We start from the raw sequence: 25,343 nt of genomic DNA on the forward strand, positions 1-25,343 counted from the left end.
CGGCGCCGTGGTGCGCGGCGTGATCGACGGAGTGGGACTGGTCGTCCTGGTCGTGCTGGTACTCCGCGCCGTGCCCCACCTCTCGGCGAAGGCGCTGTGGTTCGGCACGGCCGCGGTGCTGGGCCCGCTGGTCACCCAGCTCTCGCTCAGCAGCCGCGGGTACCGGGCGTCCATCTCGCTCGACCTCGCCTACGTGGCGATCGTCGTGGTCACGGCGGTGTGGTCCCGGGGCGGCGTCTGGCGCTACTTCCCCGAGGCCTACCGGCGTCCCGGCTCTCCCGGGGCCACCCTGCCGAAGACGGACATCGGGTGGACGGGTGGCGTGGCGATCATCGCGCTCTTCCTCCTGCTCGAGCACTTCGTCGGGAGCGGCATCACCGGCGAGTGACCGAAGCACTACTGTCGGCCGGGTGACCGACGCACCCCTCGACGCACCACTGAGAGTCCTCGTCACCGGCGCCGCCTCCGGGCTCGGCGCGGCCCTCGCGGCCGCCTGGGAGGCCCGGGGTGCCCAGGTGCTCCGCACCGACCGCGCCGCCGACGACGCCGGCATCCACCCGCTCGACATCACCAGCGACGCCGACTGGGCCGCGGCGCGCGAGCACGTCGAGCGAACCTGGGGCGGGCTTGACGTCCTGGTCAACAACGCCGGCATCGCCGGTGGGGGGCGGCTCGACGTGGCCGGGATGGACGAGTGGCAGCGGCTGGTCGAGATCAACCTGCTCGGTGCGGTGCGGGGGACGGCGACGTTCACGCCGGTCTTCAAGCGCCAGCGGAGCGGGCGGGTCGTCAACGTCGCCTCGCTCGCCGGCCTCGTGCACCCGGCGGGGATGGCGGGCTACAACGCGACCAAGGCGGCGGTCGTCGCCCTGACCGAGACGACCGGCCACGAGCTGGCGTCGTACGGCGTGACGGCGCACGTGGTGTGCCCGTCGTACTTCCGGACCAACCTGATGGCGGGCGTCGAGGGACGCGACGCGGCGCTGCAGACCGTGATGACGCGGCTCGTCGAGGACAGCCCGCTCGGGGCCGACGACATCGCGGCGGCCGTGCTCGACGCGATCGACGCCGGCACCGAGATGATCCTGCCCGACCCGGCCGCGCGCTCGGCGTACGAGCTGAAGGTGAGCGACCGGGCGTCGTACGACGCGGTGATGCGCGCGCAGGCCCGCAAGCTGGAGGCGATCGCCGATGAGTGACGACTCCCGTCCGGTCCGCGACGAGGACGCCTTCGACGTCCGCGCGGTCGAGAAGTGGCTCGGGCGCGGGGTGATCACCGAGGTGCGCCAGTTCCCCGGCGGCGCCTCGAACCTGACGTACCTGCTGACGATGGCCGAGGGGCCGGCGCTCATCCTGCGTCGTCCTCCGGTGGGCACCAAGGCCAAGGGCGCCCACGACATGGGCCGCGAGTACCGCATCCAGGACGCGCTCGCCCCGGTCTTCCCCCAGGTCCCGGCGATGGTCGCCTACGCCACCGAGGCCGACAGCCCCATCGGCAGCGAGCTCTACGTGATGGAGCGGCTCGACGGCCGCATCCCGCGGCGCGACTTCGGCTTCCCGGTCTCGCCGGAGCAGGCCTCGGCGCTGTGCGACGCGGCGGTCGACACGCTCGTCGCGCTGCACTCGATCGACGTGTCCGCCGTCCCGGGCCTGGCGGCGCTCGACAAGGGCGACGGGTACGTCGCCCGCCAGATCGGCGGCTGGACGCAGCGTCTCGCCAACGCCCGCACCGACGACACCGGCGACTGGTCGGACATCACGGGCTGGCTCGCCGACAACCAGCCCGCCGACTCCGGCTCGGCGATGATCCACAACGACTTCCGCTTCGACAACCTGGTCCTCGCCGAGGACGACCCGACGCGCGTCGTCGGGGTCCTCGACTGGGAGCTGGCGACCGTCGGCGACCCGCTGATGGACCTCGGCTGCACGCTCGCCTACTGGGTCCAGGCCGACGACGACGAGTTCTTCCTCGCGTTCCGCCGCCAGCCCACGACCACGCCGGGCATGTGGACCCGCGAGCAGCTCGTCGACGCCTACCTGTCGCGCCGCGGCCTCACCCTCAGCGACGACGAGCTGCGGTTCTACGAGGTCTACGGCCTGTTCCGGCTCGCCGTGATCGCGCAGCAGATCTGGTACCGCTACGCCACCGGCCAGACCACCAACGAGGCGTACGCCGCGTTCGGGCCGGCCGTCGGCTACCTCGAGGCGCGCTGCCGCCGGATCCTGTTCGGCTGAGGGGGCGCACGATGGGTGTTCTCCTGCTGGTCCGCCACGGCCAGGCGTCCTTCGGCGCCGACGACTACGACGTCCTCTCCGAGACCGGGTGGGAGCAGGGCCGCACGCTCGGCCGCTGGCTCGCCGCCCAGGACGGACCGCTGCCCGTGTCCGCCGTGCACGGCGGCATGCGCCGGCACCGCGAGACCTGGGAGGCCCTCGCCGAGGGTGCCGGGCTCTCCCTGACCGCCGACGTCGACGAGGACTGGGCGGAGTTCGACCACACCGCCGTCCTCGCCCGCCACGCCGCGCTGACCGGCGGCGTGGTCGACCACGGCGTCGACCGCCGCGCCTTCCAGGAGCAGTTCGAGATCTCCACCGCGCACTGGTCCGCCGCCGGCCCCGACGCCGGCTACCCCGAGCCGTACGACGCCTTCGTGGCCCGCGCCCGGACCGCCCTCCACGCCGCCGCCGCTCGCCCCGGACCCACGCTCGTCGTCACGTCCGGGGGAGTGATCGCCGCGCTGGCTGCGCTGCTCGTCGTACCGGAGGGTGGGGCGGGGACGGTGCTCGGGCCGGTGTGGGCGCGGTTCAACACGGTCATCGCGAACACGTCGGTGACGCGCGTGATCGTCGGCAAGACCGGGGCGCGGCTGCTCACGTTCAACGAGCACCCGCACGTCGGCACGGAGCTGCTGACCTACCGGTGAGGTGAGCCCGTGTCCGACCAGCTGATGAACGGCGTCCTCGCCACCGCGCTCGGCAGCGTGGTGGCGGTCGTCCTGCTGCTCCCCGTCGCGGCCGTGGAGTACCGCCGCGACGGCCGGCTCAGCCCACGCGACCTGCTCACCCTCCTGGCGGTCGCGGTCTACGGCCTCGCGCTGTGGACCTACACGCTGCTGCCGATGCCGGTCGAGGGCGACTTCACCTGCGTGGGCCGGCAGACCACGCCCTTCGACACGATCGGCGCGATCGCCTGGGGCGACGCGGGCTCGCGGGCGGGGTTGTCGGCGCTCGTGCGCGACGCGGCGTTCCTGCAGGTGGCGCTCAACGTGCTGCTGTTCGTCCCGCTCGGCTACTTCGTACGGCGTATCGCGCGGCGCGGCGTCGTCGTCGCGACGGTGCTCGGCTTCGGTGTCTCGCTGCTCATCGAGACCACCCAGACCACCGGGGTGTGGCACCTCTACGACTGCGCGTACCGGCTCTTCGACGTCGACGACCTGATCCTCAACACCCTCGGTGCGACCGCGGGATCGCTCGTCGCGGCGATCTTCATCCGGCGGACCCGGCCCGAGGTGGTGTGGCCGACGTCGATCACGTTCGGCCGGCGGATGATCGGCATGGTGTGCGACGTGCTGTTCGTCGTGCTCACCGGCGCGGCGCTCGTCGTCGCCTACCGCGCGTTCCAGCTCTATGTCGTCGGCGTCGAGCTCGACGACCTCCGCGCACAGCCGCAACGCCTGCTCCAGTGGGGCGTTCCGGCCGCGGTCGAGGCCGCGGCGGTGCTGCTCGGCGGGCGCACGGTCGGCGAGTGGGCGGTCGCAGTCCGGGCGGTCGCCCGGCGTCGTCCCGCCGTGCTGGCCCGGCTGGTCAAGCTGCTCACCGGCGTCGGTCCGCTCGTCGCCCTGATGGCGACGCCGCAGGCGTGGTCCGGTCCGGCGCTGCTGCTCTTCGGGGTCGTGACGGTCGCGGCAGCGGTCCGCGGGCGCGAGCACCGCGGGCTCTCGCACACCGTGGCCGGCATGGACCTCGAGATCGTGCAGCCCCGGGCCTACGAGCAGGTGTCGCGGCCGGGCTGACCGGCGAACCGCTCCTCGGTCCAGGTCAGCAGGTCCGCGATCGCCGGTGAGTCCGCCTCGACCAGGCCCACGTGGTCGCGTCCCGGGTAGGTCCGGTGGTCGATCGGCTGGCCGTCGGCGCAGCGGTCGGCGACGTAGGCGTCCTGCGCGGCCGGTGTCACGAGCTCGTCGGCCGCGCCCTGCGCGAGCAGCAGCGGCGCGGTGACGGGACCGGTGGGCACGTTCTCGCGCAGCCGGACGGCGAACGGGCCGGCGCCCGGGTCGCGCGACCAGATCGGCTTGTCGAGCGAGAGCACCGTCGCGACCGAGACCAGCATGCTCGGCTCGCCCAGGCAGCGGGCGGCCGTCTCGCGGACGATCGGGCGTGCAGCCGGGCGGACGTAGTCGGCGAGCCGGATGTCGTCGTAGGCGCGGGCGTAGGCGTCGATCACGTACGACGCGAAGATCTCGCCGCCGGTCACCTCGTCGAGGCTGTCGACCAGGGCCGGCAGGTTGGCGGCCGGCGCGAGCGCGGCGACGCCGTCGAGCCGCACGTCCGGCGCGTACGACGGCGCCAGGGCGCCCGCCCAGAGCGCCGCGTGCCCGCCCTGGCTGTGTCCCCACACCACCGTCTGCTCCCCGAGCCCGGCGGCGGTCAGCTCGCGCGCAGCCCGGGTCGCGTCGAGCACCGAGCGCCCCTCGCCCTGCCCGATCAGGTAGGGGTGCGGGCCCGCGGTGCCGAGCCCGGGGTAGTCGGTGGCGACCAGTCCCCAGCCCCGGTCGAGCACGTCGTCCAGCGCGTAGAACGCACCCGACTCGAACGGCTCGCCGACCGTCGGGGCGCAGCCACGGGCGGCGCCGGTGGTGCCGTGCGCCCAGGCGACGACGGGCAGCGGGCCGCTCCGCTCGCGCGGCACGACGACGAGCGCGCTCGCCAGCGCGGGCACGCCGTCGTCGAGCGTGGTCGTGTAGAGGATCCGCCACGCCTGCGCGCCGTCCGGGATGTCGCGGGTGAACGGCTCGCTGCGCAGCAGCCGTCCCGGCTCCGACGGAACCGACGCGGGCGCGCTGTAGAAGGCGTCCGGCCGTGGCGCGGCGCGGTCGAGGGTGAGCCCGAGCACCAGCAGGGCCAGCGCGAGGGCGGCGACGAGCGCGCTGCCGGCGACGCTGCGGCGCTCCCGGCGCCGGCGACCGGTGAGCACCCGGGCGCCGAGCAGCACCAGCCGGACGCCGAACAGCACCCCGACCAGCACGACGCTCACGTCCGGCCAGGTCAGCGCGAGCAGGCCGAGCGCCACCGAGGCGATGCCGCCCAGCGCCGCACTCCACCGCTCGGTCGCGTGCAGCCGGCGGGCGGTCCAGAGCTCCAGGACGCCGTGCCCGAGCAGGCCGGCCCCGACGACCACGACGACGGCAGCGATGCCGGCGCCCGTCCACAGCACGAGGACGGCCGCCGCCAGCACCGCCACCGCGGCGCGGGCCTGGGCGAGCCGGCGGTGCACCGGGTCGTCGGGGAGGTCGACCAGCTCGCCCGCCGCGAGCACGACGAGGCCCACGACGAGCAGCAGGAGCAGCACCGCGAGCGACGTGAACGGCCGCACCGCGAGCACCGCGCCGAGCGCCACCAGCACGAGAGCGGTCGTCGTCCGGGCGGCGAGGAGGACGGCTGGGGGGATCGCCACGACCGCAGCGTAAGCCTTGACGCCGGCCGCGGGAGCCGATGGGGTGATGCCTGGTGGGCGCCTCCAGCCCGCCGCCCATCTCGGACCGGAGGACAACTTCATGCACGTCTCGGGAAGACTCGTGGTGGCCGCAGCCTCGGTGCTCGGCCTCACCCTCACGCTCGGCTCACCTGCCGTCGCGGACCCGTCCGGACCGGGTGATCCCGGGCCCGGCGCGGCCGACGGCACCGGTCGCACCGCGCAGCGCGACGACCTGACCCGCTACCAGGCAGGGCGCTACGTCGTCATGCTCGCGGCGCCGGGCGCGACGACGTACGGCAAGACCCGCGCGGCAGGGGGCAAGCAGTTCGACGCGAAGGGGACCGGCGTCGCGTCGTACACGAAGAAGCTGCGGGGCAGCCACGACCGGCTGGCCGACGACCTCGGCTTCGACATCGCGGAGCACTACACCATCTCGGCCAACGGCTTCGTCGCCGACCTCACCGCGAAGCAGGCCACCGAGCTCGCCACCGACCGGCGCGTGCTGATGGTGCAGAAGGACACGATCGTCCACGCCGACACCTGGAACACCCCCGACTTCCTGGGCCTGACCGGCAAGCGCGGCGTGTGGAAGCAGGCGGGCGGGCAGGACCGCGCGGGCGACGGCGTCGTCGTGGGCGTCATCGACAGCGGCATCTGGCCGGAGTCGGCGTCGTTCCGCGGCAGCCGGCTCACCGCCAAGCCGCAGGGCCGCTGGGGCCTGAAGATCAGCGGCCGGGTGACGTCGATGAAGAAGTCCGACGGCAACGTCTTCCGCGGCGAGTGCGAGACCGGTGAGGAGTTCGCCGTCACCGACTGCAACAGCAAGCTCATCTCGGCGCGCTCGTTCGTCAAGGGGTACGGCGAGAACCGCACCATCGAGGCCGACTACCTCTCCGCGCGCGACGGCAACGGCCACGGCTCGCACACGGCGTCGACGGCGGCCGGCAACCCGGTGCGCGACGTCGCCACCGAGGGCGTCGAGTTCGGCGACGTCAGCGGCGTCGCGCCGGGCGCCAGGATCGCCGTCTACAAGGCACTGTGGGCGACCGACGACGGCCGCGCCTCCGGGACGACGTCCGACCTGGTCGCCGCGATCGAGCAGGCGGTCACCGACGGCGTCGACGTGCTCAACTACTCGATCTCCGGGCCGACCGACACCACGCTCGAGGCCGCGGAGATCGCCTTCGAGGGTGCCGCCGAGGCCGGTGTCTTCGTCGCCGCCTCCGCGGGCAACGAGGGTCCGGGTGCGTCGACGGTCGCGCACAACAGCCCGTGGGTGACCACGGTCGCCGCGAGCACGCACCACAGCTTCGAGAACACCGCGGTCCTGGGCAACGGCGAGAAGCTCGTCGGCGCCTCGATCAGCAGCACCGCGCTGCCCTCGACCCGCCTCGTCTCCGCGGCCGAGGCCGGTGACGGCACGGCGCTCTGCGCACCTGGCAGCCTCGACCCGGCCGAGGTCGCCGGCGCGGTCGTGGTGTGCGAGCGCGGCGGTGTCGACCGGGTCGTGAAGAGCGAGGAGGTCGAGCGCGCCGGAGGCGTGGGCATGCTCCTGGTCAACGTCACCGAGGGCAGCCTCGACGCCGATTTCCACGCCGTACCGACGGTGCACGTGTCGCACGTGGACGCCCCCAAGGTCGACGCGTACCTCTCCTCGGCGGGAGCCGGTGCCACGGTGAGCTTCGTGCTCGGCAACCAGACCGGCACCGTCACGCCGGTGCCGCAGGTCGCCGGCTTCTCCTCGCGCGGCCCGGCCGCCTCCGACGACAGCGACCTGCTCAAGCCGGACCTCGCCGCGCCGGGCGTCTCGGTCCTCGCGGCGGTCGCGCCGCCGTCCAACCACGGGCGCGACTACGACCTCTACTCCGGCACCTCGATGGCCGCCCCCCACGTCGCCGGCCTCGCCGCGATCGTCCAGGGCGTGCACCCGGCGTGGACGCCGATGCAGATCAAGTCGGCGATGATGACCACCGCCTACGACCTGAAGGATGCGGCCGGCAAGCCCTCGCGCGACCTGTTCGCCCAGGGCGCCGGGCACGTGAACCCCCGGTCCTTCCTCGATCCCGGCCTGTTCGTGCTCTCCGACTGGGAGCAGTGGCGCGGCTACGTCACCGGCCTCGGCCTCGACACCGGCGTCCCCGCGCTCGCGCCCAACGAGGTCAACCTGCCGTCGCTCGCCGAGGGCCACGTGATGACATCCGCGACCCTGACCCGCACCTTCACCGCCGCCCGCCGTGGCACCTGGCGGGTCAAGGTCGACGTCCCGGGCTTCCGGAGCACCGCCAGCCGGAGCACCGTCTCGGCCCGCCGCGCCGGCCAGGAGACCGCGGTCGACTTCCGGTTCGACCGGACGACCGCCCCCCTCAGCGCGTGGGCCTTCGGCCACATCACCCTCACCGGGCCCACCACCGTCCGCCTGCCCGTCGCCCTCCGCCCGGTCTCGGTCAAGGCACCCGCCTCGGTCGCCGGCACCGGCACCGACGGCTCGGTGCCGGTTCCCATCACCGGCGGCTTCACCGGCGAGCTCGACGTCGCCCACGCCGGCCTGGTGAAGGGACAGGTCGCCGAGGGCGGGCTCGAGGTCGGCGACTACGCCCTCGAGTGCGTCACCGTCGGCGCCGGCAACGACCTCGCGCAGTTCGACCTGGTCGCCCCCGACGCCGAGAGCGACCTCGACATGTACGTCTACAAGTCGCGCACCTGCGACCCCGGCTCGGTCACCGCCGTCGCCGGCGAGATCGCGACGCCGTCCGCCGGCGAGACGTTCTCCCTCGAGAACGCCCCCGCCGGCACCTACATCGTCGAGATCGACGCCTTCGCCGCCGGCGACCAGGGCACCCCCGTGCCCTACTCGCTGCGCGTCTACGACCTCGGCGGCTCCCCCTCGGTCGGCAACCTGAAGGTCGACCCCGACCCGGTCCCGGTCACCACCGGCGGCGACACCTCGTTCGACGTCTCCTGGACCGGCCTCGACCCGGACGGCCACTACTTCGGGCTGCTCGGGTACGACGGGGCGCCGGGGTCGACGTACGTGTACGTGGACACGACCGTCAGCCCCTGACGGACGCCGAGGGCCCGGCTCCGCGCTGCGCGGGCCGGGCCCTCGGTGCGCATCATCGACGTTCTGCGAACAGGGACCGCCGTCCGGATTGACTCCTGCGCGGACGAGACGAGATTGGACCTCCCGGGGGCTCGGACCACGAGGAGGAACCATGGAGGAGCGGCGGCCGGTGTCGCGGCCCCGGCGTTCGCCGAGGCGACGAGGACCAGCTCGATGACCGGCTGGACCAGCGGTGACGCGTCGAACAGCTGGTACGACGGCAACACCGACGCCGTCTACGCCGGCGACGTGCCCGCGGGCAACTACCACTTCGACGTCACCGAGTTCTCCGGCAGCACCACCGTCAAGAAGCTCACCGAGCACTGGTGAGCGAGCCCGTTCTCGAGGCAGCCGGCCTGCGGTTCTCGTACGGCCGGCTGCGCCGGACCCGGGTGTTCGACGACTTCACCTGGCAGGTCGCACCGCACGAGACCACCCTCCTGCTCGGGCCCAATGGCGCGGGGAAGTCGACGCTGCTGCGTCTCCTCAGCGGCTTCGACCGGCCCACCGGCGGCGAGGTGCGCGTCGGCGGGGTGGCGTCGCGTCGCGAGCTCTTCCGGCGGGTCGGGTGGATGCCGCAGGACGTCCAGCCGGGGCGCGGCATGACCGTTGCGGAGCAGGTCGAGTACGTCGCCTGGGTCGGTGGGCTCTCGCGCCGCCAGGCGCGCGACGCGGCGGGGGAGGCCATCAGCCGGGTCGACCTGGACGACAAGCGCGCCGTCCGCACCGACCGTCTCTCGGGAGGGCAGCTGCGCCGCGTCGGCCTGGCGCAGGCCCTCGTGCGCCGGGGCGACGTGCTGCTGCTCGATGAGCCGACCGCGGGCCTCGACCCGGCGCAGACACTGGGCTTCCGCGCCCTGGTCAAGGACATCGCCTGCCCGGGCGGCGTGGTCATCTCGACCCACCAGATCAGCGACCTCGTCGACGACGTCGACCGCGTGGTGATCCTGGCCGACGGCCGCATCAGGTTCGACGGGACGCCGGCCGGGTTCGTCCAGCAGCACGTGTCTGCCGCCGGCGGCGCCACGACCCTGGCGGAGGCCTTCAGCGCGATCGTCGGCGGGGGCCGGCATTGACGCCGGTGCGCGCGGTCGTGCGCAGTGGCGCGGCCTGGTTCCTGCCGGTCCTGTTCGCCCTCGCGGCCTGGTACGGCGCGCGGCTGACGGTCCCGATCGGCTACGCCGCGGGTGATCTCGCGCAGGCCGGCATCGGCCTCTACGTCGCGGCCCCGGCGACGGCGGCCTTCATGGCCCTGCAGTACCGCGGCTTCACGAGCCTCACCCGCCCGCTCCGGTCGGTCCGCTCGGGACTCCGGCTCGCCGTCCGGGCCTGGTGGCCGCTCCTCCTGGGCGCGCCCACGGCACTGTGCCTCGCCGTGCTCGTGAGCGGACGAGCCGTCCCGGACGACGGGCCTGCGTGGGCGCTCCTGGCGATCGACTTCCTGACCGTCCTGACGGCAGGTCTGACGGGTCTGGCGTGCGCCTGGGCGTTCCCCGCCGTCGTGGCGGTGCCGCTGGCGGCCGTCGGCTGGTTCGCCTGGATCGGCTACGGGCCGGCGAGCGCGAGCACCCTCGTGCACAACCTCGACTCGACCTTCGGCTGCTGCTCGTCCGACACCCGGCCCGCCGCGGTCGCGGTCCAGGCCACGCTGCTGCTGCTCCTGGTGACCAGCGCGAGCATCGCGTGCCTGCTGGCGCCCGCGCGCTCCCCGCGGATCCCGCGGCTCCTGGTCGCCGTCGCACTGGTCGCTGCGCTCGCTGCCGGGTTCGGGGCGGGCGCGGCCACCCTGGGCACGTCGGACCGCCCGCTCGACCTCACCGCGACCGAGCCGCGCACGACGTCGCTGACCTGCCGGACGACGTACGACGTCGAGGTCTGCCTGTGGCCGGAGAACGGTGACCGGGCGGTCGCACTGGCCCGCATCGTCAACGCGCTGGGCCCCGAGCTGCGGCTGCTCGGCCTGGCGCCCGTCCACCGCCTGGTCCAGGGCGGCCCCGTCCCGGACGCCGTATCGGTCGAGGCGGGCGCCGGCCTCTCGTCGCAGGACCTGCGCCTCGGCGTCGCCTCCGGTTACGTCGACGCTCGCGCCGGATGTCGCTCGGCCCCGAGCGCCGCCCGCGACAGGTCGGTGGCGCTGGTCGCCCTGCTGACCGGGCTCCGCCCCGACGACGTCGTCCCGCGGCTCGGGACCGGGCCGGTCGCCGCGGCCGAGGACGCGCTGGCGCTGCGGGAGCGGACGCCCCCGGAGGTGGCGCGCTGGTTCCGCGCGAGCGTCGCCGAGATCAGGTGCGCGCGGACCCGATGATCCTCTGGCTCCGGGCCCGGCGCGCGGGCTGGCTGGCCGCCGCCGCTCTCGCGCTGGTGGCCCTCGACCGTGCGGCCGGCGAGCTCTCGCTCAGCGTCCCCGCGCTCTTCGGGACGACGTCGGGCGTGGTCTTCCTGGACACCTTCCTGCCGCTGATCTGGGCCGCCGCGATCGCCGACGCGTTCACCGGGCGCGGGCTCGGCACGGAGGCCAGGCCTGCCCTCCTCGCGCGGCTCCCGGCGTCGCGCCTCGGCGTCCACGACGCCGGTCTCTTCCTGACGGGATCAGCAGCCGCGGGCGGGCTCGTCGCGGGGGTCGCGGGCGGTGGGGTGCACGGCCTGGCCGCCGTCCTCATGCTCGCCGGTCTCACCTGCGCCGGGACGCTCCGTGCTGGACCGGCCGCGGGCATCTTCGCGAGCACCCTGCTGGCCCTGCTCACGTCGGTCTACCCCCGCAACGCTCCCGCAGCCCGCTTCGTCCACCTGCTGCAGCCCGACGGCGAACCCGCCTGGGCTCTCGGCTGCGGGATCGCGACCTGCCTCGTCGCGGCCGGACTGCTGGTCACCGGGAGGGTGCACGTCCGCCTCTACGCCACCGACGTCGGCGCGCTGTGACGGGTCGGCCGGCCCTCCCCTCAGATCAGCTTCTTCAGCACCCCGAGCGGCGCGTGCTTCATCACCGGCGCCATCGCGGCCCACGGCAGCGGCGGCACGCACGCGTCGGCGACCTCCTTCTCGATCGCCGCGACCATCGCCCGCACGCCCTTCTCGGTCGACGACATCAGCGGCGTCGACTGCTCCACCTTGTCGTTCATCTCCGAGCGGATGTAGCCCGGGTAGAGCACCGTGACCTTGATCCTCTTCTGCAGCCGGGTGCCGTGCAGCTCGGTCCGCAGCCCCTCGGCCAGGTGGGCGACGCCGGCCTTCGTGGCGGCGTACGTCGTCATGGACGACGGCATCCCGCGCATCGCGGACATCGACGACACCATCACCAGGTGCCCCGCCTCCTGGGCGCGGAAGATCTCCATCGCCGCCTCGGTCTGCGCGAGCGCCCCGACGAAGTTGGTCATCGCGGTCTCGAGGTTGGCGTCGAACCGCCCGGTGCCGAGCTTGGCACCCTTGCCGAGCCCGGCGTTGACGACCACCCGGTCGAGCCGACCGAGCTCGTCGCGCAGCTCGCCGAAGACCCGGAAGACCGCCTCGTGGTCGGTCACGTCGAGCGCCCGGTAGGCGACCTTGCGCTCGGGGTGCTTCGCCGTGATCTCGCTCGCCAGCTCCTCCAGCCGCTCGGTGCGCCGCGCGGCCAGCCCGACGTCGTACCCCTTGTCGGAGAGCTGGCGGGCCATCTCGGCGCCCAGGCCGCTGGACGCGCCGGTGATCAGGATCGTCTTCGCCATGGGGTCAGTGTGGCTCACCGGACGGGCGTCCGGACTTGGTGAGGGATCGCCGAGTGAGCGTTGACGGGAGGCACCGGGACTCTGACAGTGGTGGATCCACCGCACCCGAGGAGACCCCCATGGCCATCACCCACCGCGCCGCTCGGGCCGTGCTGGCCGCGACCGCGGCGACCAGCGCGACGCTGGCCCTGACGGCAACCTCGGCCCAGGCCTGGACGACCTACAAGCCGACCGGCGGACCAGCGGTCAGCTTCGTCAACCAGGGCGCCATCAAGATCGACTTCCCGCTGGGAGGGTTCACGCTCGACTGCACGTCGTTCACCCTGGGAGGCACCGTCTCCAGCCCGGGCACCAGCCGCGCCTACGCCGCTCCGACCGGTAGCACCGGCCCGGCGGCCGCCTCGATGGGCACCACGAGCAGCGGGTGCAGCCATCCGGTCTGGTCCTCCACGGTGACACCGCAGGGCACCTGGAAGCTCGCCCTCACCGGCGACCCCGTCGTCGTCCCGAGCGCGACGGGCACGACCGGGCTCCGGGCGGTCGCCGAGTACCCCGCCAAGATCTACGACATCCGGGCGTACGTCGACGTGGCCGGCTGCACGTTCTACGTCGGTGGCGCGGCCGACACGGCCACCACCACGACCGGCACTGGCTGGGTCAGTGGCACCTTCGATCCCCTGACCCAGGTGTTCAAGGCGAAGGCGACGTCGGCCGGCCTGGTCGTGGCGACGGTGCCCTCAGGGCCCATGTGCACCGTCCTCGACTACTTCTACGAGGACGACCCGGTGGCGATCATCGGCGCCACCACCGGATCGGCGGCACTGTGGAAGAACATGCCGCCCGCCGGTTCGACGTCGCTGCTGGTCGGCTACCCCTGACTCCGGACGACCGAGGGCGAGGGCGCGCGCCGGTTCGACCAGCGACCACATACCGGGTATACATATCCCCATACCCGGTATGTACCCCTGGACGGAGACCCCCGCATGTCCGTGAAGCACGCTCTCCTCGCCCTGCTGGAGCAGGAGCCGATGTACGGCTACCAGCTGCGCGCGGAGTTCGAGCAGCGCACCGGCACCACCTGGCCGCTCAACGTCGGGCAGGTCTACACGACGCTGAGCCGGCTCGAGCGCGACGGCCTGGCGCAGGGTGGCGGTGAGGACACCGAGGGGCACGTGATCTACCGGATCACCGACGCCGGCCGCGACGAGGTCGCGACCTGGTTCACCACGCCGGTGGCGCGGACCCAGCCGCCGCGCGACGAGCTGGCGATCAAGCTCGCCCTGGCGGTGACCGTGCCCGGGGTGGACGTCGCGACGGTCATCCAGCAGCAGCGCAGCGCCACGATGGCTGCGCTGCAGGACTACACCCGCCTCAAGCGCCAGGCCACCGGCACCGCGCGCGCCGAGCTCGCCTGGAGCCTGGTGCTCGACTCGCTGGTCTTCGCGGCCGAGGCCGAGGTCCGCTGGCTCGACCACTGTGAGGCCCGGCTGCGGCGGGCGGCGGCGGAACTTGACGTACAAAACTCACGCTTGACCGACGGAACTTCATCGGTCAAGCGTGAGTTTCGCCGGTCGACCGGCGAAACTCACGCCGACCGGACGCGCCGATGACCCCCGACGAGCAGGCAGCCCGCCGCCTCGCCCACGCCGAGCGCCGCTGGCTCGCCGACGCCCGCGCCCGGCTGAGCACCCACCCCACCGCGCCCCCCACCCGCGCCATCCGCGCCACCCGCGCCGCCCGCCCCACCCCGACCCACCCGGAGGCCGACCGATGACCGCCGTCCTGCAGCTCACCGACGTCGTGCGCGTGCACGGCGAGGCGCCCCACGAGGTCCAGGCGCTGCGCGGCGTCTCGTTCGCCGCGTACGCCGGCGAGCTGGTCGCCGTGATGGGCCCGTCGGGCTCCGGCAAGTCCACTCTGCTCACGATCGCCGGGGGTCTCGACCAGCCGACGAGCGGCGCGGTCACGGTCGAGGGCGTCGACCTGGCCCGGCTCGGGCAGCCCGAGCGGGCCCGGATGCGGCGGACGTCGATCGGCTACGTGTTCCAGGGCTTCAACCTGATCCCCGCGCTGACCGCGGCCGAGAACGTCGCCCTGCCGCGCGAGCTCGACGGCGTCGCGCCGCGCCAGGCCCGCGCGGAGGCCCGCCAGGCGCTCGAGGAGGTCGGCATCCCGCACCTCGCCGACCGGTTCCCGGACGACATGTCGGGCGGCCAGCAGCAGCGGGTCGCGATCGCGCGCGCGGTCGTCGCCGAGCGGCGGCTGATCCTCGCCGACGAGCCCACGGGTGCGCTCGACACCGAGACCGGCGAGGAGATCCTGCGCCTGCTCCGGGCGCGCTGCGACGCCGGCGCGGCCGGCGTCCTGGTCACCCACGAGGCGCGCCACGCGGCGTGGGCCGACCGGGTCGTGTTCCTGCGGGACGGCGTGGTGGTCGACGAGACCGGTGCCGACCGCGCCGAGACGCTCACCGAGCCCGCCGCCCGATGAGCGGCGGTACGACGAGCAGCCGGCTCGGCGGCTGGCGGGTCGCTCTGCGCCTGGCCCGCCGCGAGGCCTGGCGCCGCAAGGCGCAGACCGCGCTGATGCTTCTCCTCATCTGCCTGCCGGTGATGGCGGTGAGCGCGGCGACCGTCGTGTGGCGCACCTCGGACGTCAGCTCCGCCGAGAGCGTGACCCGCCGGATGGGCGCCGCGGCGGCGGTCCTGACGCCGCAGCAGACGCGCGACGTGGCCCAGAAGTTCGACCCGGACGACGGCACGGCGTGGGGCGCCGAGAACGAGCCGCCCGCGACCGAGGCCGAGATCCGCACCGTCCTCGGCGACCGTCCGCTGCTGCCGGTGCGCCGCGACTCCGCCGACTACCGGACCACGCACGGGATCGCGGGCACCAACCTGCTCGTGGCCGACCTCCGCCAGCCGCTCGCCGCCGGGCTGTTCCGCCTCGACGACGGCCGCTTCCCCCGCTCCGTGGACGAGGTCGTCGTCAACCAGGCGGTCGCCGACCGCGGTCCGGGGCTCGGCGACACGCTCGTGCTCGAGCGCCGGGCGCCCGACGGCACGAAGGTCCCGATCGAGCTGCGCGTCGTCGGTGTCGGCGACTACGCCGACAGCCGCACCCGGGCGTGGGCGGCGGTCCTGCCCGGCGCGCTCGGCGAGCCGACGGCCGACGACGGTCCGCCCCAGCTGCTCGTCGGGGGCGGTCCGGTGACCTGGTCCGACGTGCGCGCGCTCAACGCGCTCGGTGTCATCGTCGCCTCGCGCCAGGTGCTCACCGACCCGCCGCCGGAGTCCGCGCTCGCCCCCGACATGCGCGGCGGCGACGAAGGTGACGACACCGCGCTCACCGTGCTCGGCCTGGTCGTCGCGATGGTGCTGCTCGAGGTGGTGCTGCTCGCCGGGCCGGCGTTCGCGGTCCGGGCGCGCGCCCAGGCGCACACCCTCGCCCTCGTCGCGGCCAGCGGCGGGACGCCGGCCCAGGCGCGCCGTACCGTCCTCGCCTCGGGCGTCGTCGTCGGTCTGGTGGGCGGCGTGCTCGGCGTGGGTCTCGGGATCGCCGGCTCGACGCTCGCCGTGCCGATCGCGCAGCGGCTCGACGCCGCCTGGTTCGGGCCGTTCGAGGTGCCGTGGGCGCTGGTCGCGCTGGTGGCCGGGTTCGGCTTCCTGTCCGCGCTGCTCGCGGCCGTCGTCCCCGCGTTCGCGGCCTCGCGCCAGGACGTCGTCGCGGTGCTCGCGGGCCGCCGCGGCGAGGGCCGGCCCTCGCGCCGCTCGCCGGTGGTCGGCCTGGTCCTGATCGGGCTCGGCGTGGCCGGCTCCGTGGCCGGTTCCCGGCCCGGCGGCGGCAGCTCGGCGCTGCTCGTCGGCGGCTCCGCGATCGTCTCCGTGGTCGGCATGATCTTCCTGGTCCCGGTGGTCGTGGCCGCCGTCGCCCGGCTCGCCGCGCGGCTCCCGCTGCCCCTGCGCTTCGCCGCCCGCGACGCCGCGCGGCACCGGATGCGGACGGTCCCGGCGATCGCCGCCGTCGGAGCCACCGTCGCCGGCGTGATCGCGCTCGGCATCGCCGTCACCAGCCAGGCGGCCTCCGACGAGCAGGGCTACTCGCCGATGCTGCCGATCGGCAACGGCGCCGTGTCCCTGCCGACCGATGCCACCCCCGGCCAGGTCGACGAGGTCGAGGAGATCCTCCGCAAGGGACTGCCCGACGCCCCGCGCGAGCGGGTCACCGGCGTGGTCATGGACGGCGCGGACCACTCGCTCGACATCGGGCTCGCCCACGGGGACCAGCGCGTGATGACCAGCTACTGGGGGATCCTCGGGACGTCGTTCCTCGTCGCGGACGAGCTGCCCGGCTACCTCGGCACCCGCCCCGACGACCGCGCCGCGGCCGACCGGGTGCTGGCCGACGGCGGGATCGTCGTGCTGCGCAACCGGAGCGAGAAGGCGCTCCCCGCCGACCGGCTCACCGTCGAGGTCGGCGAGGTGCCGTTCGAGGGCGGCGAGATCGCGCACCTGCGCCACGCCGACCTCCCGGCCGCAGCCGCCCGGGTCCCCGAGCGCTCGTCGCCCGTGGCCGCGGTGCTCTCGCCCGAGGCCGCCGCGCTGCTCCGGCTGCCCACCGCAACGACGGCGATCGCCGTACGACCGACGATCGAGAAGGGCGCGCTCAAGAACGTCAACGAGCAGCTCGCCGCCAGCACTGCCAACGTCGAGCTCCAGGTCGAGCGCGGCTACCAGCCCGAGGCCGCGACCCGGATCATCAAGATCGTCCTCGCCGTGCTGGGTGGGATCCTCATGCTCGGCGGCACCCTGACCGCGACCTTCCTCGCCCTCTCCGACGCCCGGCCCGACTTCGCCACCATGGCCGCCGTCGGCGCCCGGCCCCGGACCCGGCGCGGGGTCGCGGCGTCGTACGCCTTGGTGGTGGGCCTCGTGGGCGCGCTGCTCGGCGCCCCGATCGGCTTCATCCCCGGGGTCGCGATCAGCCGCCCGCTGACCTATGACGACGTCACCAGCAGCACCCTCCTCGCCATCCCGTGGCCCCTGCTGGGTGCCGTGGTCGTGGGGCTGCCGCTGCTGACCGCGCTGATCGTCGGGCTGGCGGCCCGCAGCCGGCTCCCGCTCGTCGCGCGCCTCGACTGATCACGCGGCGGCGGCGCGCCGCGCCGCCGCCGGGGAGCCCGGTGTCGGGAACCACCGCGTGATCACGGCGCTCTGCCCGAGGGTCCAGCCGGCGTTGCACACCCAGTAGGCGAGGAGCGCGACCGGCGCGATGCCACCGGTGAGTAGCAGGCCCGCCGCGGAGAGCAGCGGCATCAGCTGCTGGGCCTGGACCATCGCGTCCGGGAGGTCGGCGAGCACGGTGTTGGGCGCGACGACGAAGCGCTGGGTGACGAAGCTCAGCGCGGCCGCGGTCCCGGCCAGGGTGGCGACGACGGCCAGGTGCGCGGCGCCGCCGCCGAGGTAGCCGTGCGCCGCCAGCGGGACGCCGGCCAGGGTGGCCGCGCCGAACGAGGCGACCAGTGCGGGCGTGAGCGCGCCGACCGCCGTCCCGCCGGCGACCTGGGCGAGCAGGTGGTAGAGCGCCATCCAGACCGGGATCTGCAGGAGCAGGGGCAGGCAGCCGAGCCGGGAGATGCCGTGCTCCGCGTTGACCTCGCGGCGCGCGGCGAACAGCTCGCGCATGCTCTCGGGATCGGTCCGCCCGCGGAAGCGCTCGGTGACCTCCTTGAGGTGCGGGCGGGCGCGGGCCCCGGCGTGCGCCTGCCGGACGCCGCGGATCGCCAGGGGCAGCAGCGCCAGCCGGACGACGACAACGACCCCCGCGATGCTCAGCAGCCAGGCGGCGCCACCGCCGGGGTCCAGACCGAGTGCGGCCGCGAGGGCGTGGGTGCCGGCGACGATGCCGGAGAGGGCGTGCGAGATCGGTTCGAGAGGGGACATGCGGAAGCTCCTGGGGTGATGCGGGAAGGGTCGCGTCGTGGCTCGCGGCGGGCGCGAGCGTCAGACCGCCCCAGGAGCGCGCGGCCGGACCGGGTGGTGCACCGGGTCGGTGATGCGCGAGGTCAGCGCGGGCGCGGATCGACCGGCGCGCGCGTGGGCCGGCACCGGGCTCGGTGCGAGGGAGCCGGCGACGGTGAGGTGGAGCAGCGCGGCGAGCGCCAGCGCGAGCACGGTCAGGCCCACCGACGTCGGGGACTCGGCGGCCAGGGCGGGCGTCGCGAGCAGCGCGAGGAGTCCGGCGAGCAGGCCGGCGACCAGCACGGAGGCCCGTGCGGTCAGCGGGTCGGCGTCGCGGCGCATGCGGCGAGCGTAGCCCGGCGTCCGGACTGGACGTACGAAACTCACGCTGGACCGACGGAACTTCATCGGTCCAGCGTGAGTTTCGCCGGTCGACCGGCGAAACTCCCGCCGCCTCCGGGCCACCCCCGATCCAACTTAAAGTCAGGCTTGACTGTTTGTTTGTCCCGCGACATGCTGGCTCCGTGAGCGCCACCACCCGCGTCCCCCAGGAGGAGCGGACCCGCGTCATGCGGCAGCGGCTGATGGACGCCACGGTCGAGCTGCTCGTCGAGAAGGGCTTCGGCGGGACGACGACCACCCTCGTCTCCGAGCGCGCCGGCGTCAGCCGGGGTGCCCAGCTGCACCACTTCCCGACCAAGAACGACCTCGTCGTCGCGGCGGTCAGCCACCTCACCGCGATCCGCGGCTCCGACCTCGAGGCCGCGGTCGCGCGGCTGCCGCGGGGCGAGGGGCGGACCGAGGCGGTTGTGCAGATGCTGGGCGACCACTTCGCCTCCGACGTCTTCACCGCGGCGCTCGAGCTCTGGGTCGCCGCCCGCACCGACGAGCACCTGCACGAGGCCGTCGCGCCGCTCGAGCAGCACCTCGGGCGCGAGACGCACCGGCTGACCGTCGAGCTGCTCGGGATCGACGAGGGGCGGCCCGGGACGCGCGAGCTGGTCCAGGCGACGCTCGACCTGGTCCGCGGCCTCGGCCTCGCCAACACGCTCGGCGACGACGCCCGCCGGCGCCGCCGCATCCTCACCGAGTGGGCGCGCACGCTCGACGCCGCGCTCCGCAACCCGCAAGGAGACGACGCATGAGTGTCCTCGACGACGTCATCGCCGACCTGGAGGCGGAGGGCGACCAGCTCCGCGCGACGGTCGCCGCCCTCGACGCCGACGGCTGGCGCACGACGACCCCCGCCGAGGGCTGGGACGTCGCCACCACCGTCGCGCACCTCCTGTGGACCGACGAGGTCGCGGTGCTCGCCGCGGGCGCGCTCGCCGACGACGCGGGCAAGCAGGCCTGGGACGCGGTCGTCCTCACCGCCATCGAGGACCCCACCGGCTTCGTCGACGCCGAGGCGCTGCGCATCGGCGCGGCGAGCTCCGACGAGCTCCTCGCCCGGTGGGACGCCGCCCGCCCCGCGCTCGTCGCGGCCCTCCGCGAGCACCCCGACGGCCAGAAGCTCCCGTGGTTCGGGCCGCCGATGTCGCCGACGTCGATGGCGACGGCGCGCTACATGGAGACCTGGGCCCACGCGCTCGACGTCTACGACGCGATCGGCGCCCGGCCCGAGGTCACCGACCGGATCCGGCACGTCGCCCACATCGGCGTCCGCACCCGCAACTTCGCCTACGCCAACAACGGGCTCGAGGCGCCCGCCGAGGAGTTCCGCGTCGAGCTCACCGCTCCGAGCGGCACTCTCTGGACCTGGGGTCCCGAGGACGCCGCCCAGCGCGTCACCGGCGACGCGTACGAGTTCTGCCAGCTCGTCACCCAGCGCATCCACCGCGACGACACCGGCCTGAAAGCGGTCGGCGACGACGCCGAGAAGTGGCTGACCATCGCCCAGGCCTTCGCGGGCCCGGCCGGCGGCGGGCGGGACCCCCGATGACCCAGCCGATCAAGATCGCCAACTGCAGCGGCTTCTACGGCGACCGTCTCTCCGCCCTGCGCGAGCAGCTCGAGGGCGGCGAGGTCGACGTCGTCACCGGCGACTACCTCGCCGAGCTGACCATGCTCATCCTCGGCATGGACACCCTGCGCGACGCCGACCTCGGTTACGCGCGCACCTTCCTCAAGCAGCTCGACGACACCCTCGGCCTCGCGCTCGACAAGGGCGTGAAGATCGTCAGCAACGCCGGCGGCCTCAACCCGGCGGCCCTCGCCAAGAAGATCGACGAGCTCGGCACCGGCGCCAAGGTGGCGTACGTCGAGGGCGACGACCTGCGCCCGGCCGACCTCTTCGAGGGCGCGCTCACCGCCAACGCCTACCTCGGCGCGTTCGGCATCGCGTCGGCGCTGAGCAACGGCGCGGACGTCGTCGTCACCGGCCGGGTCACCGACGCGAGCGTCGTTGTCGGTCCCGCGATCGCCCACCACGGCTGGGCTCCCACCGACTACGACGCCCTCGCCGGCGCCGTCGTCGCGGGCCACGTGATCGAGTGCGGGACGCAGGCCACCGGCGGCAACTTCTCCGGGTTCACCGACCTGTTCCGCGCCGGTGCACCGATGACGAAGCCGCTGGGCTTCCCGATCGCCGAGATCGCCGCCGACGGCAGCAGCGTGATCACCAAGCACGACGGCACCGGCGGGGCGGTCACCGTCGACACGGTCACCGCGCAGCTGCTCTACGAGATCCAGTCGACCCGCTACCTCAACCCCGACGTGACCACCCGGCTCGACTCGATCCGGCTCCGCCAGCAGGGTCCGGACCGGGTCGAGATCAGCGGCGTCACCGGCGCGGCGCCCGCCGAGCAGCTCAAGGTCGCGGTCAACACGCTCGGTGGCTACCGCAACCAGGTCGAGTTCGTGCTCACCGGCCTCGACATCGACGCCAAGGCCGATTGGCTGCGCAGCCAGCTCGACCCGCAGCTCACCGCGCAGAGCGTCACCTGGACCCAGACCCCCGCACGTACGGGCGATGCGGACACCGAGGAGGGTGCCTCGGTCATCCTGCGCTGCATCGGCAAGGACCCCGAGGCGGGCCCGCTCGGCAAGCCGTTCACGGGTCCCGCGGTCGAGCTCGCGCTCGCCAGCTACCCGGGCTTCACGATGACCACGCCGCCCCAGAAGCCCAGTCCCTTCGGCATCTACCGCCCCGAGTACGTCGACCGCGCCGCCGTCGAGCACACCGTCGTCCACCACGACGGCACCCGTGAGGTGATCGCCGACCCCACCGAGTTCGCCGACCCGGCGGAGCTCGACCCGGACCTCGGCAAGCGCCCGTCGCCGTACCCGGCGCCGGCCGACACGATCACCCGCCGGATGCCGCTGGGCACGTTCGTGCACGCCCGCTCCGGCGACAAGGGGGGCAACGCCAACCTCGGCCTGTGGGTCAAGAACGACGGCTCGGAGCGCTACGAGGCGCGCGTCCAGTGGCTCGCCAAGATCGTCAAGGACCGCAAGATCCGCGAGCTGGTGCCCGAGGCGAAGGACCTCGACATCGACGTCTACGTGCTGCCCAACCTCGGCGCGGTCAACGTCGTCATCCACGGCCTGCTCGGCGACGGCGTCGCCGCGTCCACGCGGTTCGACCCCCAGGCCAAGGGCCTCGGCGAGTGGGTCCGCAGCCGCATCGTCCACATCCAGGAGGACCTCGTATGACCAGCTTCGACCACGGCTGGACCGACGAGCAGCGCGCGCTCAAGCAGAGCGCGATCGCCTTCACCCAGCGCGAGGTGACTCCCCACCTCGACCAGTGGGAGAGGGACGGCGAGCTGCCGCGCGAGCTGCAGAAGAAGCTCGCCCACGCAGGCCTGCTCGGCGTCGGCGTCCCCGAGGAGGTCGGTGGCGACGGCGGCACGCTGCTCGACATCTGCGCGGCCCAGGAGGGCTTCATGGAGGCCGGCTGGTCCGGCGGCGCGATGGCGTCGGCGTTCACCCACGGCATCGCGATCCCGCACATCATCCAGAACGGCAGCCCCGAGCTGATCGACGCGTGGGTGCGCCCGACCCTGGCCGGCGACCTGATCGGCTCGATGGCGGTCACCGAGCCGGGCACCGGCTCCGACGTCGCGAGCATCACCACCCGCGCCGTCCGCGACGGCGACCACTGGGTGATCAACGGCGCCAAGACGTTCATCACCTCCAGCGTCCGCGGCGACTTCGTCACCACCGCGGTCCGCACCGGCGAGGCCGGGGCGCACGGCATCTCGATGATCGTCGTCCCCAAGGGGACGCCGGGCTTCACCGTCTCGCGCAAGCTCGACAAGATGGGCTGGCTGGCCTCCGACACCGGCGAGCTGTCGTACGTCGACGTGCGCGTCCCGGTCGGCAACCTGGTCGGCGAGGAGAACCACGGGTTCTACTACATCGCCGAGAACTTCGTGACCGAGCGGATCTTCCTCGCGCTGATGGGCTACGGCCACGCGCTGCGCTGCCTCAACCTCTCGGTCCAGTACTGCAAGGACCGCGAGACCTTCGGCAAGCCGCTGGTGAAGAACCAGGTGGTGCGCGCCAAGCTCGTCGAGATGCACCGCCAGGTCGCGATCGCCCGCACCTACACGCTCGAGGTCGCCCAGCGCTACGTCGCCGGCGAGAACGTCATCGCCGAGGCCTGCCTGGCCAAGCAGACCGCCGTCGACACGGCGGTGTGGGTCGCCGACCAGGCGGTCCAATTGCACGGAGGAATGGGGTACATGCGCGAGTCCGAGGTCGAGCGGCACTACCGCGACGTCCGGCTGCTGCCGATCGGCGGCGGCGCCACCGAGGTCCTCACCGACCTCGCGGCCAAGCTGCTGGGGTACTCCTGATGGGCATCCTGAAGCCGCTGGGCGGCGAGGTGACGGTGCACATGAAGGCGCCCGTCGAGGACGTCTGGGCGCTGGTCAGCGACGTCACCCGGATCGGTGAGTTCTCGCCCGAGACCTTCGAGGCGCAGTGGACCCACGGCGCCACCGGCCCGGTGGCCGGCGCGCGCTTCAAGGGACACGTGAAGCGAAACGGCGTCGGCCCCGTCTACTGGACGCCGTGCACGGTCACGAAGGCCGAGCCCAACCAGGTGTTCGAGTTCGCCGTCGGTCTCGACGGCAACGCCCTCAACACGTGGGGCTACCGGATGCAGGCCGAGAACGGCGGCACGAGCGTCACCGAGTACTTCCGGCTCACGCCGGCCTGGTACATGCGCGGCTACTGGCTGGTCCTCGGCCGGCTCCGCGGCAAGACCAACGAGCGCGGCATGCGCACGACCCTGGAGAGGATGAAGGCGGTGGTGGAGGCATGACCACGACAGAGGCCACGGAGGTCGAGCCTGTCGAGAGCCCGGAGCAGTCCCGTCGTACCGCGATGGAGGCCAAGCTCGCCGACCTGCACGCCGAGCAGGCGAAGGCGGTCGAGGCCGGCGGCAAGTACATCGCCCGGCACAAGGAGCGCGGCAAGCTCACCGCCCGCGAGCGGATCGACCTGCTCGTCGACGAGGGCTCGGCCTTCCTCGAGCTGATGCCGCTGGCCGGTTGGGGGAGCGACTTCGCGGTCGGCGCCTCGCTGGTGACCGGCATCGGCGTCGTCGAGGGCGTCGAGTGCCTGATCGTCGCGAACGACCCCACGGTCAAGGGCGGCGCGCTCAACCCGTGGTCGCTGAAGAAGTCCTTCCGGGCGGCCGAGATCGCTGAGAAGAACTTCCTCCCCACGATCAACCTGACCGAGTCCGGCGGCGCGGATCTCCCCACGCAGAAGGAGATCTTCATCCCCGGCGGTCGCGGCTTCCGCGACCTGACCCGCTCATCGGCGCGCAAGCAGCCCACCATCTCGGTGGTCTTCGGCAACTCGACCGCCGGCGGCGCCTACGTCCCCGGCATGAGCGACTACGTGATCATGGTCAAGGAGCAGGCCAAGGTGTTCCTGGCCGGCCCGCCGCTGGTGAAGATGGCGACCGGTGAGGAGTCCGACGACGAGACGCTCGGCGGTGCCGAGATGCACTCGCGGACCTCCGGTCTGTCCGACGCTCTCGCGATCGACGAGCACGACGCGATCCGCCTCGCCCGTCGTACGGTCGCCCGGCTCAACTGGCGCAAGCAGGGCGACGTCCCCACCGAGGCGTTCGCCGAGCCCGACCTCGACCCCGAGGACCTGCTCGACCTGATCCCCACCGACCTCAAGGAGCCGTTCGACCCGCGTGACGCGATCCTGCGGATCGTCGACGGCACCGGTCCGGGCAACGAGCTCGCGTTCGACGAGTTCAAGCCGCTCTACGGCTCGGCGCTCTGCGTCGGCTGGGCCAAGCTGCACGGCCACCCGATCGGCATCCTCGCCAACGCGCGCGGCGTGCTGATGAGCGAGGAGGCCCAGAAGGCCGCGCAGTTCATCCAGCTGGCCAACCAGAAGGACACGCCGCTCCTCTTCCTGCACAACACCACCGGTTACATGGTCGGCGCGGAGTACGAGCAGGGCGGCATCATCAAGCACGGCGCGATGATGATCAACGCGGTCTCCAACTCGAAGGTGCCGCACCTGACCGTGATCATGGGCGCGTCCTACGGCGCCGGCAACTACGGCATGAACGGCCGCGCGTACGACCCGCGCTTCCTGTTCACCTGGCCCTCGGCCAAGTCGTCGGTGATGGGCCCCGCCCAGCTCGCCGGCGTGCTCGAGATCGTCGCCCGCGAGTCCGCGGAGAAGAAGGGCCAGCCCTTCGACGCCGAGGGCTTCGTCGCCATCAAGCAGATGGTCGAGGAGCAGATCGAGGAGCAGTCGCTGCCCTACGTCCTCTCCGGGATGGTGTACGACGACGGTGTCATCGACCCGCGCGACACCCGGACGGTGCTGGGCATCTGCCTGTCCGTCATCGACAACCAGCCGATCGAGGGCGCCATGAACTTCGGCGTCTTCAGGATGTGAGCGCC

At 73.5% G+C, this 25,343-nt stretch carries 25 protein-coding genes; 21 read left to right on the forward strand and 4 right to left on the reverse strand.

What is annotated here, in order from left to right; genetic code table 11:
• The first annotated feature begins 7 nt into the window (after positions 1 to 7).
• The 5 genes from BM223_RS18900 to BM223_RS18920 are packed head-to-tail and all read left to right on the forward strand — an operon-like array spanning position 8 to position 4,013.
• Positions 8 to 388, forward strand: coding sequence for a hypothetical protein (locus BM223_RS18900; protein ID WP_141267418.1), 381 nt, complete (start codon positions 8 to 10; stop codon positions 386 to 388).
• A 22-nt stretch (positions 389 to 410) separates the two neighbouring features.
• Complete coding sequence (locus BM223_RS18905) at positions 411 to 1,199, forward strand: SDR family NAD(P)-dependent oxidoreductase (RefSeq protein WP_038675929.1); 789 nt, start codon at positions 411 to 413, stop codon at positions 1,197 to 1,199.
• Positions 1,192 to 2,235, forward strand: coding sequence for a phosphotransferase family protein (locus BM223_RS18910; protein ID WP_038675931.1), 1,044 nt, complete (start codon positions 1,192 to 1,194; stop codon positions 2,233 to 2,235). Before BM223_RS18905 ends, BM223_RS18910 begins: the two co-directional genes overlap by 8 nt.
• 11 nt (positions 2,236 to 2,246) lie before the next feature.
• Complete coding sequence (locus tag BM223_RS18915; RefSeq protein ID WP_038675934.1) at positions 2,247 to 2,924, forward strand: histidine phosphatase family protein; 678 nt, start codon at positions 2,247 to 2,249, stop codon at positions 2,922 to 2,924.
• 9 nt (positions 2,925 to 2,933) lie between these two features.
• On the forward strand, positions 2,934 to 4,013 hold the full coding sequence (locus BM223_RS18920; protein ID WP_038675936.1) for a VanZ family protein: 1,080 nt from the start codon (positions 2,934 to 2,936) through the stop codon (positions 4,011 to 4,013).
• Here the strand turns inward: BM223_RS18920 and BM223_RS18925 are convergent.
• Complete coding sequence (locus BM223_RS18925; RefSeq protein WP_200887048.1) at positions 3,986 to 5,674, reverse strand: alpha/beta fold hydrolase; 1,689 nt, start codon at positions 5,672 to 5,674, stop codon at positions 3,986 to 3,988. The two genes, BM223_RS18920 and BM223_RS18925, sit on opposite strands and share 28 nt — an antisense overlap.
• Before the next feature lie 100 nt (positions 5,675 to 5,774).
• On the opposite strand from BM223_RS18925, the gene BM223_RS30100 reads away from it, so the two are divergent.
• From BM223_RS30100 to BM223_RS28545, 5 genes are all read left to right on the forward strand, one after another.
• Positions 5,775 to 8,756, forward strand: a complete 2,982-nt coding sequence (locus BM223_RS30100) for a S8 family serine peptidase (RefSeq protein ID WP_075018675.1) — start codon at positions 5,775 to 5,777, stop codon at positions 8,754 to 8,756.
• Positions 8,757 to 8,969: 213 nt separating this feature from the next.
• Complete coding sequence (locus BM223_RS29155; protein WP_158510147.1) at positions 8,970 to 9,125, forward strand: hypothetical protein; 156 nt, start codon at positions 8,970 to 8,972, stop codon at positions 9,123 to 9,125.
• Positions 9,122 to 9,871, forward strand: coding sequence for an ABC transporter ATP-binding protein (locus BM223_RS29850; protein ID WP_235319094.1), 750 nt, complete (start codon positions 9,122 to 9,124; stop codon positions 9,869 to 9,871). Before BM223_RS29155 ends, BM223_RS29850 begins: the two co-directional genes overlap by 4 nt.
• 5 nt (positions 9,872 to 9,876) lie before the next feature.
• Positions 9,877 to 11,100, forward strand: a complete 1,224-nt coding sequence (locus tag BM223_RS29855; protein WP_038675940.1) for a DUF7224 domain-containing protein — start codon at positions 9,877 to 9,879, stop codon at positions 11,098 to 11,100.
• Entirely contained in the window at positions 11,097 to 11,714 is a 618-nt protein-coding gene (locus BM223_RS28545; protein WP_141267417.1) for a hypothetical protein, read from the forward strand. The genes BM223_RS29855 and BM223_RS28545 overlap by 4 nt, the downstream gene beginning before the upstream one ends.
• A gap of 20 nt (positions 11,715 to 11,734) precedes the next feature.
• Here the strand turns inward: BM223_RS28545 and BM223_RS18950 are convergent, their stop codons facing one another.
• Positions 11,735 to 12,496 (reverse strand): SDR family oxidoreductase, encoded by a 762-nt coding sequence (locus BM223_RS18950; RefSeq protein ID WP_038675943.1) that lies wholly within the window; start codon positions 12,494 to 12,496, stop codon positions 11,735 to 11,737.
• Positions 12,497 to 12,615: 119 nt separating this feature from the next.
• Between BM223_RS18950 and BM223_RS18955 the strand changes: the two genes are divergently transcribed.
• The 5 genes from BM223_RS18955 (at position 12,616) to BM223_RS18970 (ending at position 17,634) form a co-directional block, all read left to right on the forward strand.
• On the forward strand, positions 12,616 to 13,374 hold the full coding sequence (locus tag BM223_RS18955; protein WP_038675944.1) for a hypothetical protein: 759 nt from the start codon (positions 12,616 to 12,618) through the stop codon (positions 13,372 to 13,374).
• Between the two features lie 105 nt (positions 13,375 to 13,479).
• Entirely contained in the window at positions 13,480 to 14,106 is a 627-nt protein-coding gene (locus tag BM223_RS18960; protein WP_082003486.1) for a PadR family transcriptional regulator, read from the forward strand.
• Positions 14,103 to 14,270, forward strand: a complete 168-nt coding sequence (locus BM223_RS29165) for a hypothetical protein (RefSeq protein ID WP_158510148.1) — start codon at positions 14,103 to 14,105, stop codon at positions 14,268 to 14,270. The genes BM223_RS18960 and BM223_RS29165 overlap by 4 nt, the downstream gene beginning before the upstream one ends.
• Positions 14,267 to 14,986: an ABC transporter ATP-binding protein gene (locus BM223_RS18965; protein ID WP_038675946.1), complete on the forward strand. Its 720-nt coding sequence runs from the start codon at positions 14,267 to 14,269 to the stop codon at positions 14,984 to 14,986. The genes BM223_RS29165 and BM223_RS18965 overlap by 4 nt, the downstream gene beginning before the upstream one ends.
• Positions 14,983 to 17,634: an ABC transporter permease gene (locus BM223_RS18970; RefSeq protein WP_038675948.1), complete on the forward strand. Its 2,652-nt coding sequence runs from the start codon at positions 14,983 to 14,985 to the stop codon at positions 17,632 to 17,634. The genes BM223_RS18965 and BM223_RS18970 overlap by 4 nt, the downstream gene beginning before the upstream one ends.
• On the opposite strand, the gene yidC is transcribed toward BM223_RS18970, so the two are convergent.
• Positions 17,635 to 18,435 (reverse strand): membrane protein insertase YidC, encoded by an 801-nt coding sequence (yidC, locus tag BM223_RS18975; RefSeq protein ID WP_038675950.1) that lies wholly within the window; start codon positions 18,433 to 18,435, stop codon positions 17,635 to 17,637.
• 60 nt (positions 18,436 to 18,495) lie between these two features.
• The gene (locus BM223_RS18980; protein WP_038675952.1) at positions 18,496 to 18,795 is read right to left on the reverse strand and encodes a hypothetical protein; all 300 of its coding nucleotides are present in this window, start codon (positions 18,793 to 18,795) and stop codon (positions 18,496 to 18,498) included.
• Positions 18,796 to 18,977: 182 nt separating this feature from the next.
• Between BM223_RS18980 and BM223_RS18985 the strand changes: the two genes are divergently transcribed.
• The 6 genes from BM223_RS18985 to BM223_RS19010 are packed head-to-tail and all read left to right on the forward strand — an operon-like array spanning position 18,978 to position 25,338.
• Positions 18,978 to 19,598, forward strand: coding sequence for a TetR/AcrR family transcriptional regulator (locus BM223_RS18985; protein WP_038675954.1), 621 nt, complete (start codon positions 18,978 to 18,980; stop codon positions 19,596 to 19,598).
• A complete protein-coding gene (locus BM223_RS18990) occupies positions 19,595 to 20,395 on the forward strand; it encodes a TIGR03084 family metal-binding protein (protein ID WP_038675956.1) in 801 nt (266 codons plus the stop codon). Before BM223_RS18985 ends, BM223_RS18990 begins: the two co-directional genes overlap by 4 nt.
• Positions 20,392 to 22,107, forward strand: coding sequence for an acyclic terpene utilization AtuA family protein (locus BM223_RS18995; RefSeq protein WP_038675958.1), 1,716 nt, complete (start codon positions 20,392 to 20,394; stop codon positions 22,105 to 22,107). The genes BM223_RS18990 and BM223_RS18995 overlap by 4 nt, the downstream gene beginning before the upstream one ends.
• Positions 22,104 to 23,255, forward strand: a complete 1,152-nt coding sequence (locus BM223_RS19000) for an acyl-CoA dehydrogenase family protein (protein ID WP_038675960.1) — start codon at positions 22,104 to 22,106, stop codon at positions 23,253 to 23,255. The genes BM223_RS18995 and BM223_RS19000 overlap by 4 nt, the downstream gene beginning before the upstream one ends.
• The gene (locus tag BM223_RS19005) at positions 23,255 to 23,725 is read left to right on the forward strand and encodes an SRPBCC family protein (RefSeq protein ID WP_052138091.1); all 471 of its coding nucleotides are present in this window, start codon (positions 23,255 to 23,257) and stop codon (positions 23,723 to 23,725) included. Before BM223_RS19000 ends, BM223_RS19005 begins: the two co-directional genes overlap by 1 nt.
• A complete protein-coding gene (locus tag BM223_RS19010; RefSeq protein WP_038675962.1) occupies positions 23,722 to 25,338 on the forward strand; it encodes an acyl-CoA carboxylase subunit beta in 1,617 nt (538 codons plus the stop codon). Before BM223_RS19005 ends, BM223_RS19010 begins: the two co-directional genes overlap by 4 nt.
• The last annotated feature ends 5 nt before the right edge of the window (positions 25,339 to 25,343 follow it).

Origin of the sequence: Pimelobacter simplex, assembly GCF_900114845.1 — a bacterium.
Classification (GTDB): Bacteria; Actinomycetota; Actinomycetes; order Propionibacteriales; family Nocardioidaceae; genus Nocardioides; species Nocardioides simplex.

Excerpts from the sequence above, each read along its gene's own strand:
- BM223_RS30100 (WP_075018675.1), top strand. The coding sequence starts at position 5,775 with ATGCACGTCTCGGGAAGACTCGTGGTGGCCGCAGCCTCGGTGCTCGGC.
- BM223_RS29155 (WP_158510147.1), top strand. The coding sequence starts at position 8,970 with ATGACCGGCTGGACCAGCGGTGACGCGTCGAACAGCTGGTACGACGGC.
- BM223_RS18950 (WP_038675943.1), bottom strand. The coding sequence starts at position 12,496 with ATGGCGAAGACGATCCTGATCACCGGCGCGTCCAGCGGCCTGGGCGCC.
- BM223_RS18955 (WP_038675944.1), top strand. The coding sequence starts at position 12,616 with ATGGCCATCACCCACCGCGCCGCTCGGGCCGTGCTGGCCGCGACCGCG.
- BM223_RS18970 (WP_038675948.1), top strand. The coding sequence starts at position 14,983 with ATGAGCGGCGGTACGACGAGCAGCCGGCTCGGCGGCTGGCGGGTCGCT.
- BM223_RS19005 (WP_052138091.1), top strand. The coding sequence starts at position 23,255 with ATGGGCATCCTGAAGCCGCTGGGCGGCGAGGTGACGGTGCACATGAAG.
- BM223_RS18960 (WP_082003486.1), top strand. The coding sequence starts at position 13,480 with ATGTCCGTGAAGCACGCTCTCCTCGCCCTGCTGGAGCAGGAGCCGATG.
- BM223_RS18990 (WP_038675956.1), top strand. The coding sequence starts at position 19,595 with ATGAGTGTCCTCGACGACGTCATCGCCGACCTGGAGGCGGAGGGCGAC.
- BM223_RS18910 (WP_038675931.1), top strand. The coding sequence starts at position 1,192 with ATGAGTGACGACTCCCGTCCGGTCCGCGACGAGGACGCCTTCGACGTC.
- BM223_RS18980 (WP_038675952.1), bottom strand. The coding sequence starts at position 18,795 with ATGCGCCGCGACGCCGACCCGCTGACCGCACGGGCCTCCGTGCTGGTC.
- BM223_RS18915 (WP_038675934.1), top strand. The coding sequence starts at position 2,247 with ATGGGTGTTCTCCTGCTGGTCCGCCACGGCCAGGCGTCCTTCGGCGCC.
- BM223_RS29165 (WP_158510148.1), top strand. The coding sequence starts at position 14,103 with ATGACCCCCGACGAGCAGGCAGCCCGCCGCCTCGCCCACGCCGAGCGC.
- BM223_RS18995 (WP_038675958.1), top strand. The coding sequence starts at position 20,392 with ATGACCCAGCCGATCAAGATCGCCAACTGCAGCGGCTTCTACGGCGAC.
- BM223_RS19000 (WP_038675960.1), top strand. The coding sequence starts at position 22,104 with ATGACCAGCTTCGACCACGGCTGGACCGACGAGCAGCGCGCGCTCAAG.
- BM223_RS18965 (WP_038675946.1), top strand. The coding sequence starts at position 14,267 with ATGACCGCCGTCCTGCAGCTCACCGACGTCGTGCGCGTGCACGGCGAG.
- yidC (WP_038675950.1), bottom strand. The coding sequence starts at position 18,435 with ATGTCCCCTCTCGAACCGATCTCGCACGCCCTCTCCGGCATCGTCGCC.
- BM223_RS28545 (WP_141267417.1), top strand. The coding sequence starts at position 11,097 with ATGATCCTCTGGCTCCGGGCCCGGCGCGCGGGCTGGCTGGCCGCCGCC.
- BM223_RS19010 (WP_038675962.1), top strand. The coding sequence starts at position 23,722 with ATGACCACGACAGAGGCCACGGAGGTCGAGCCTGTCGAGAGCCCGGAG.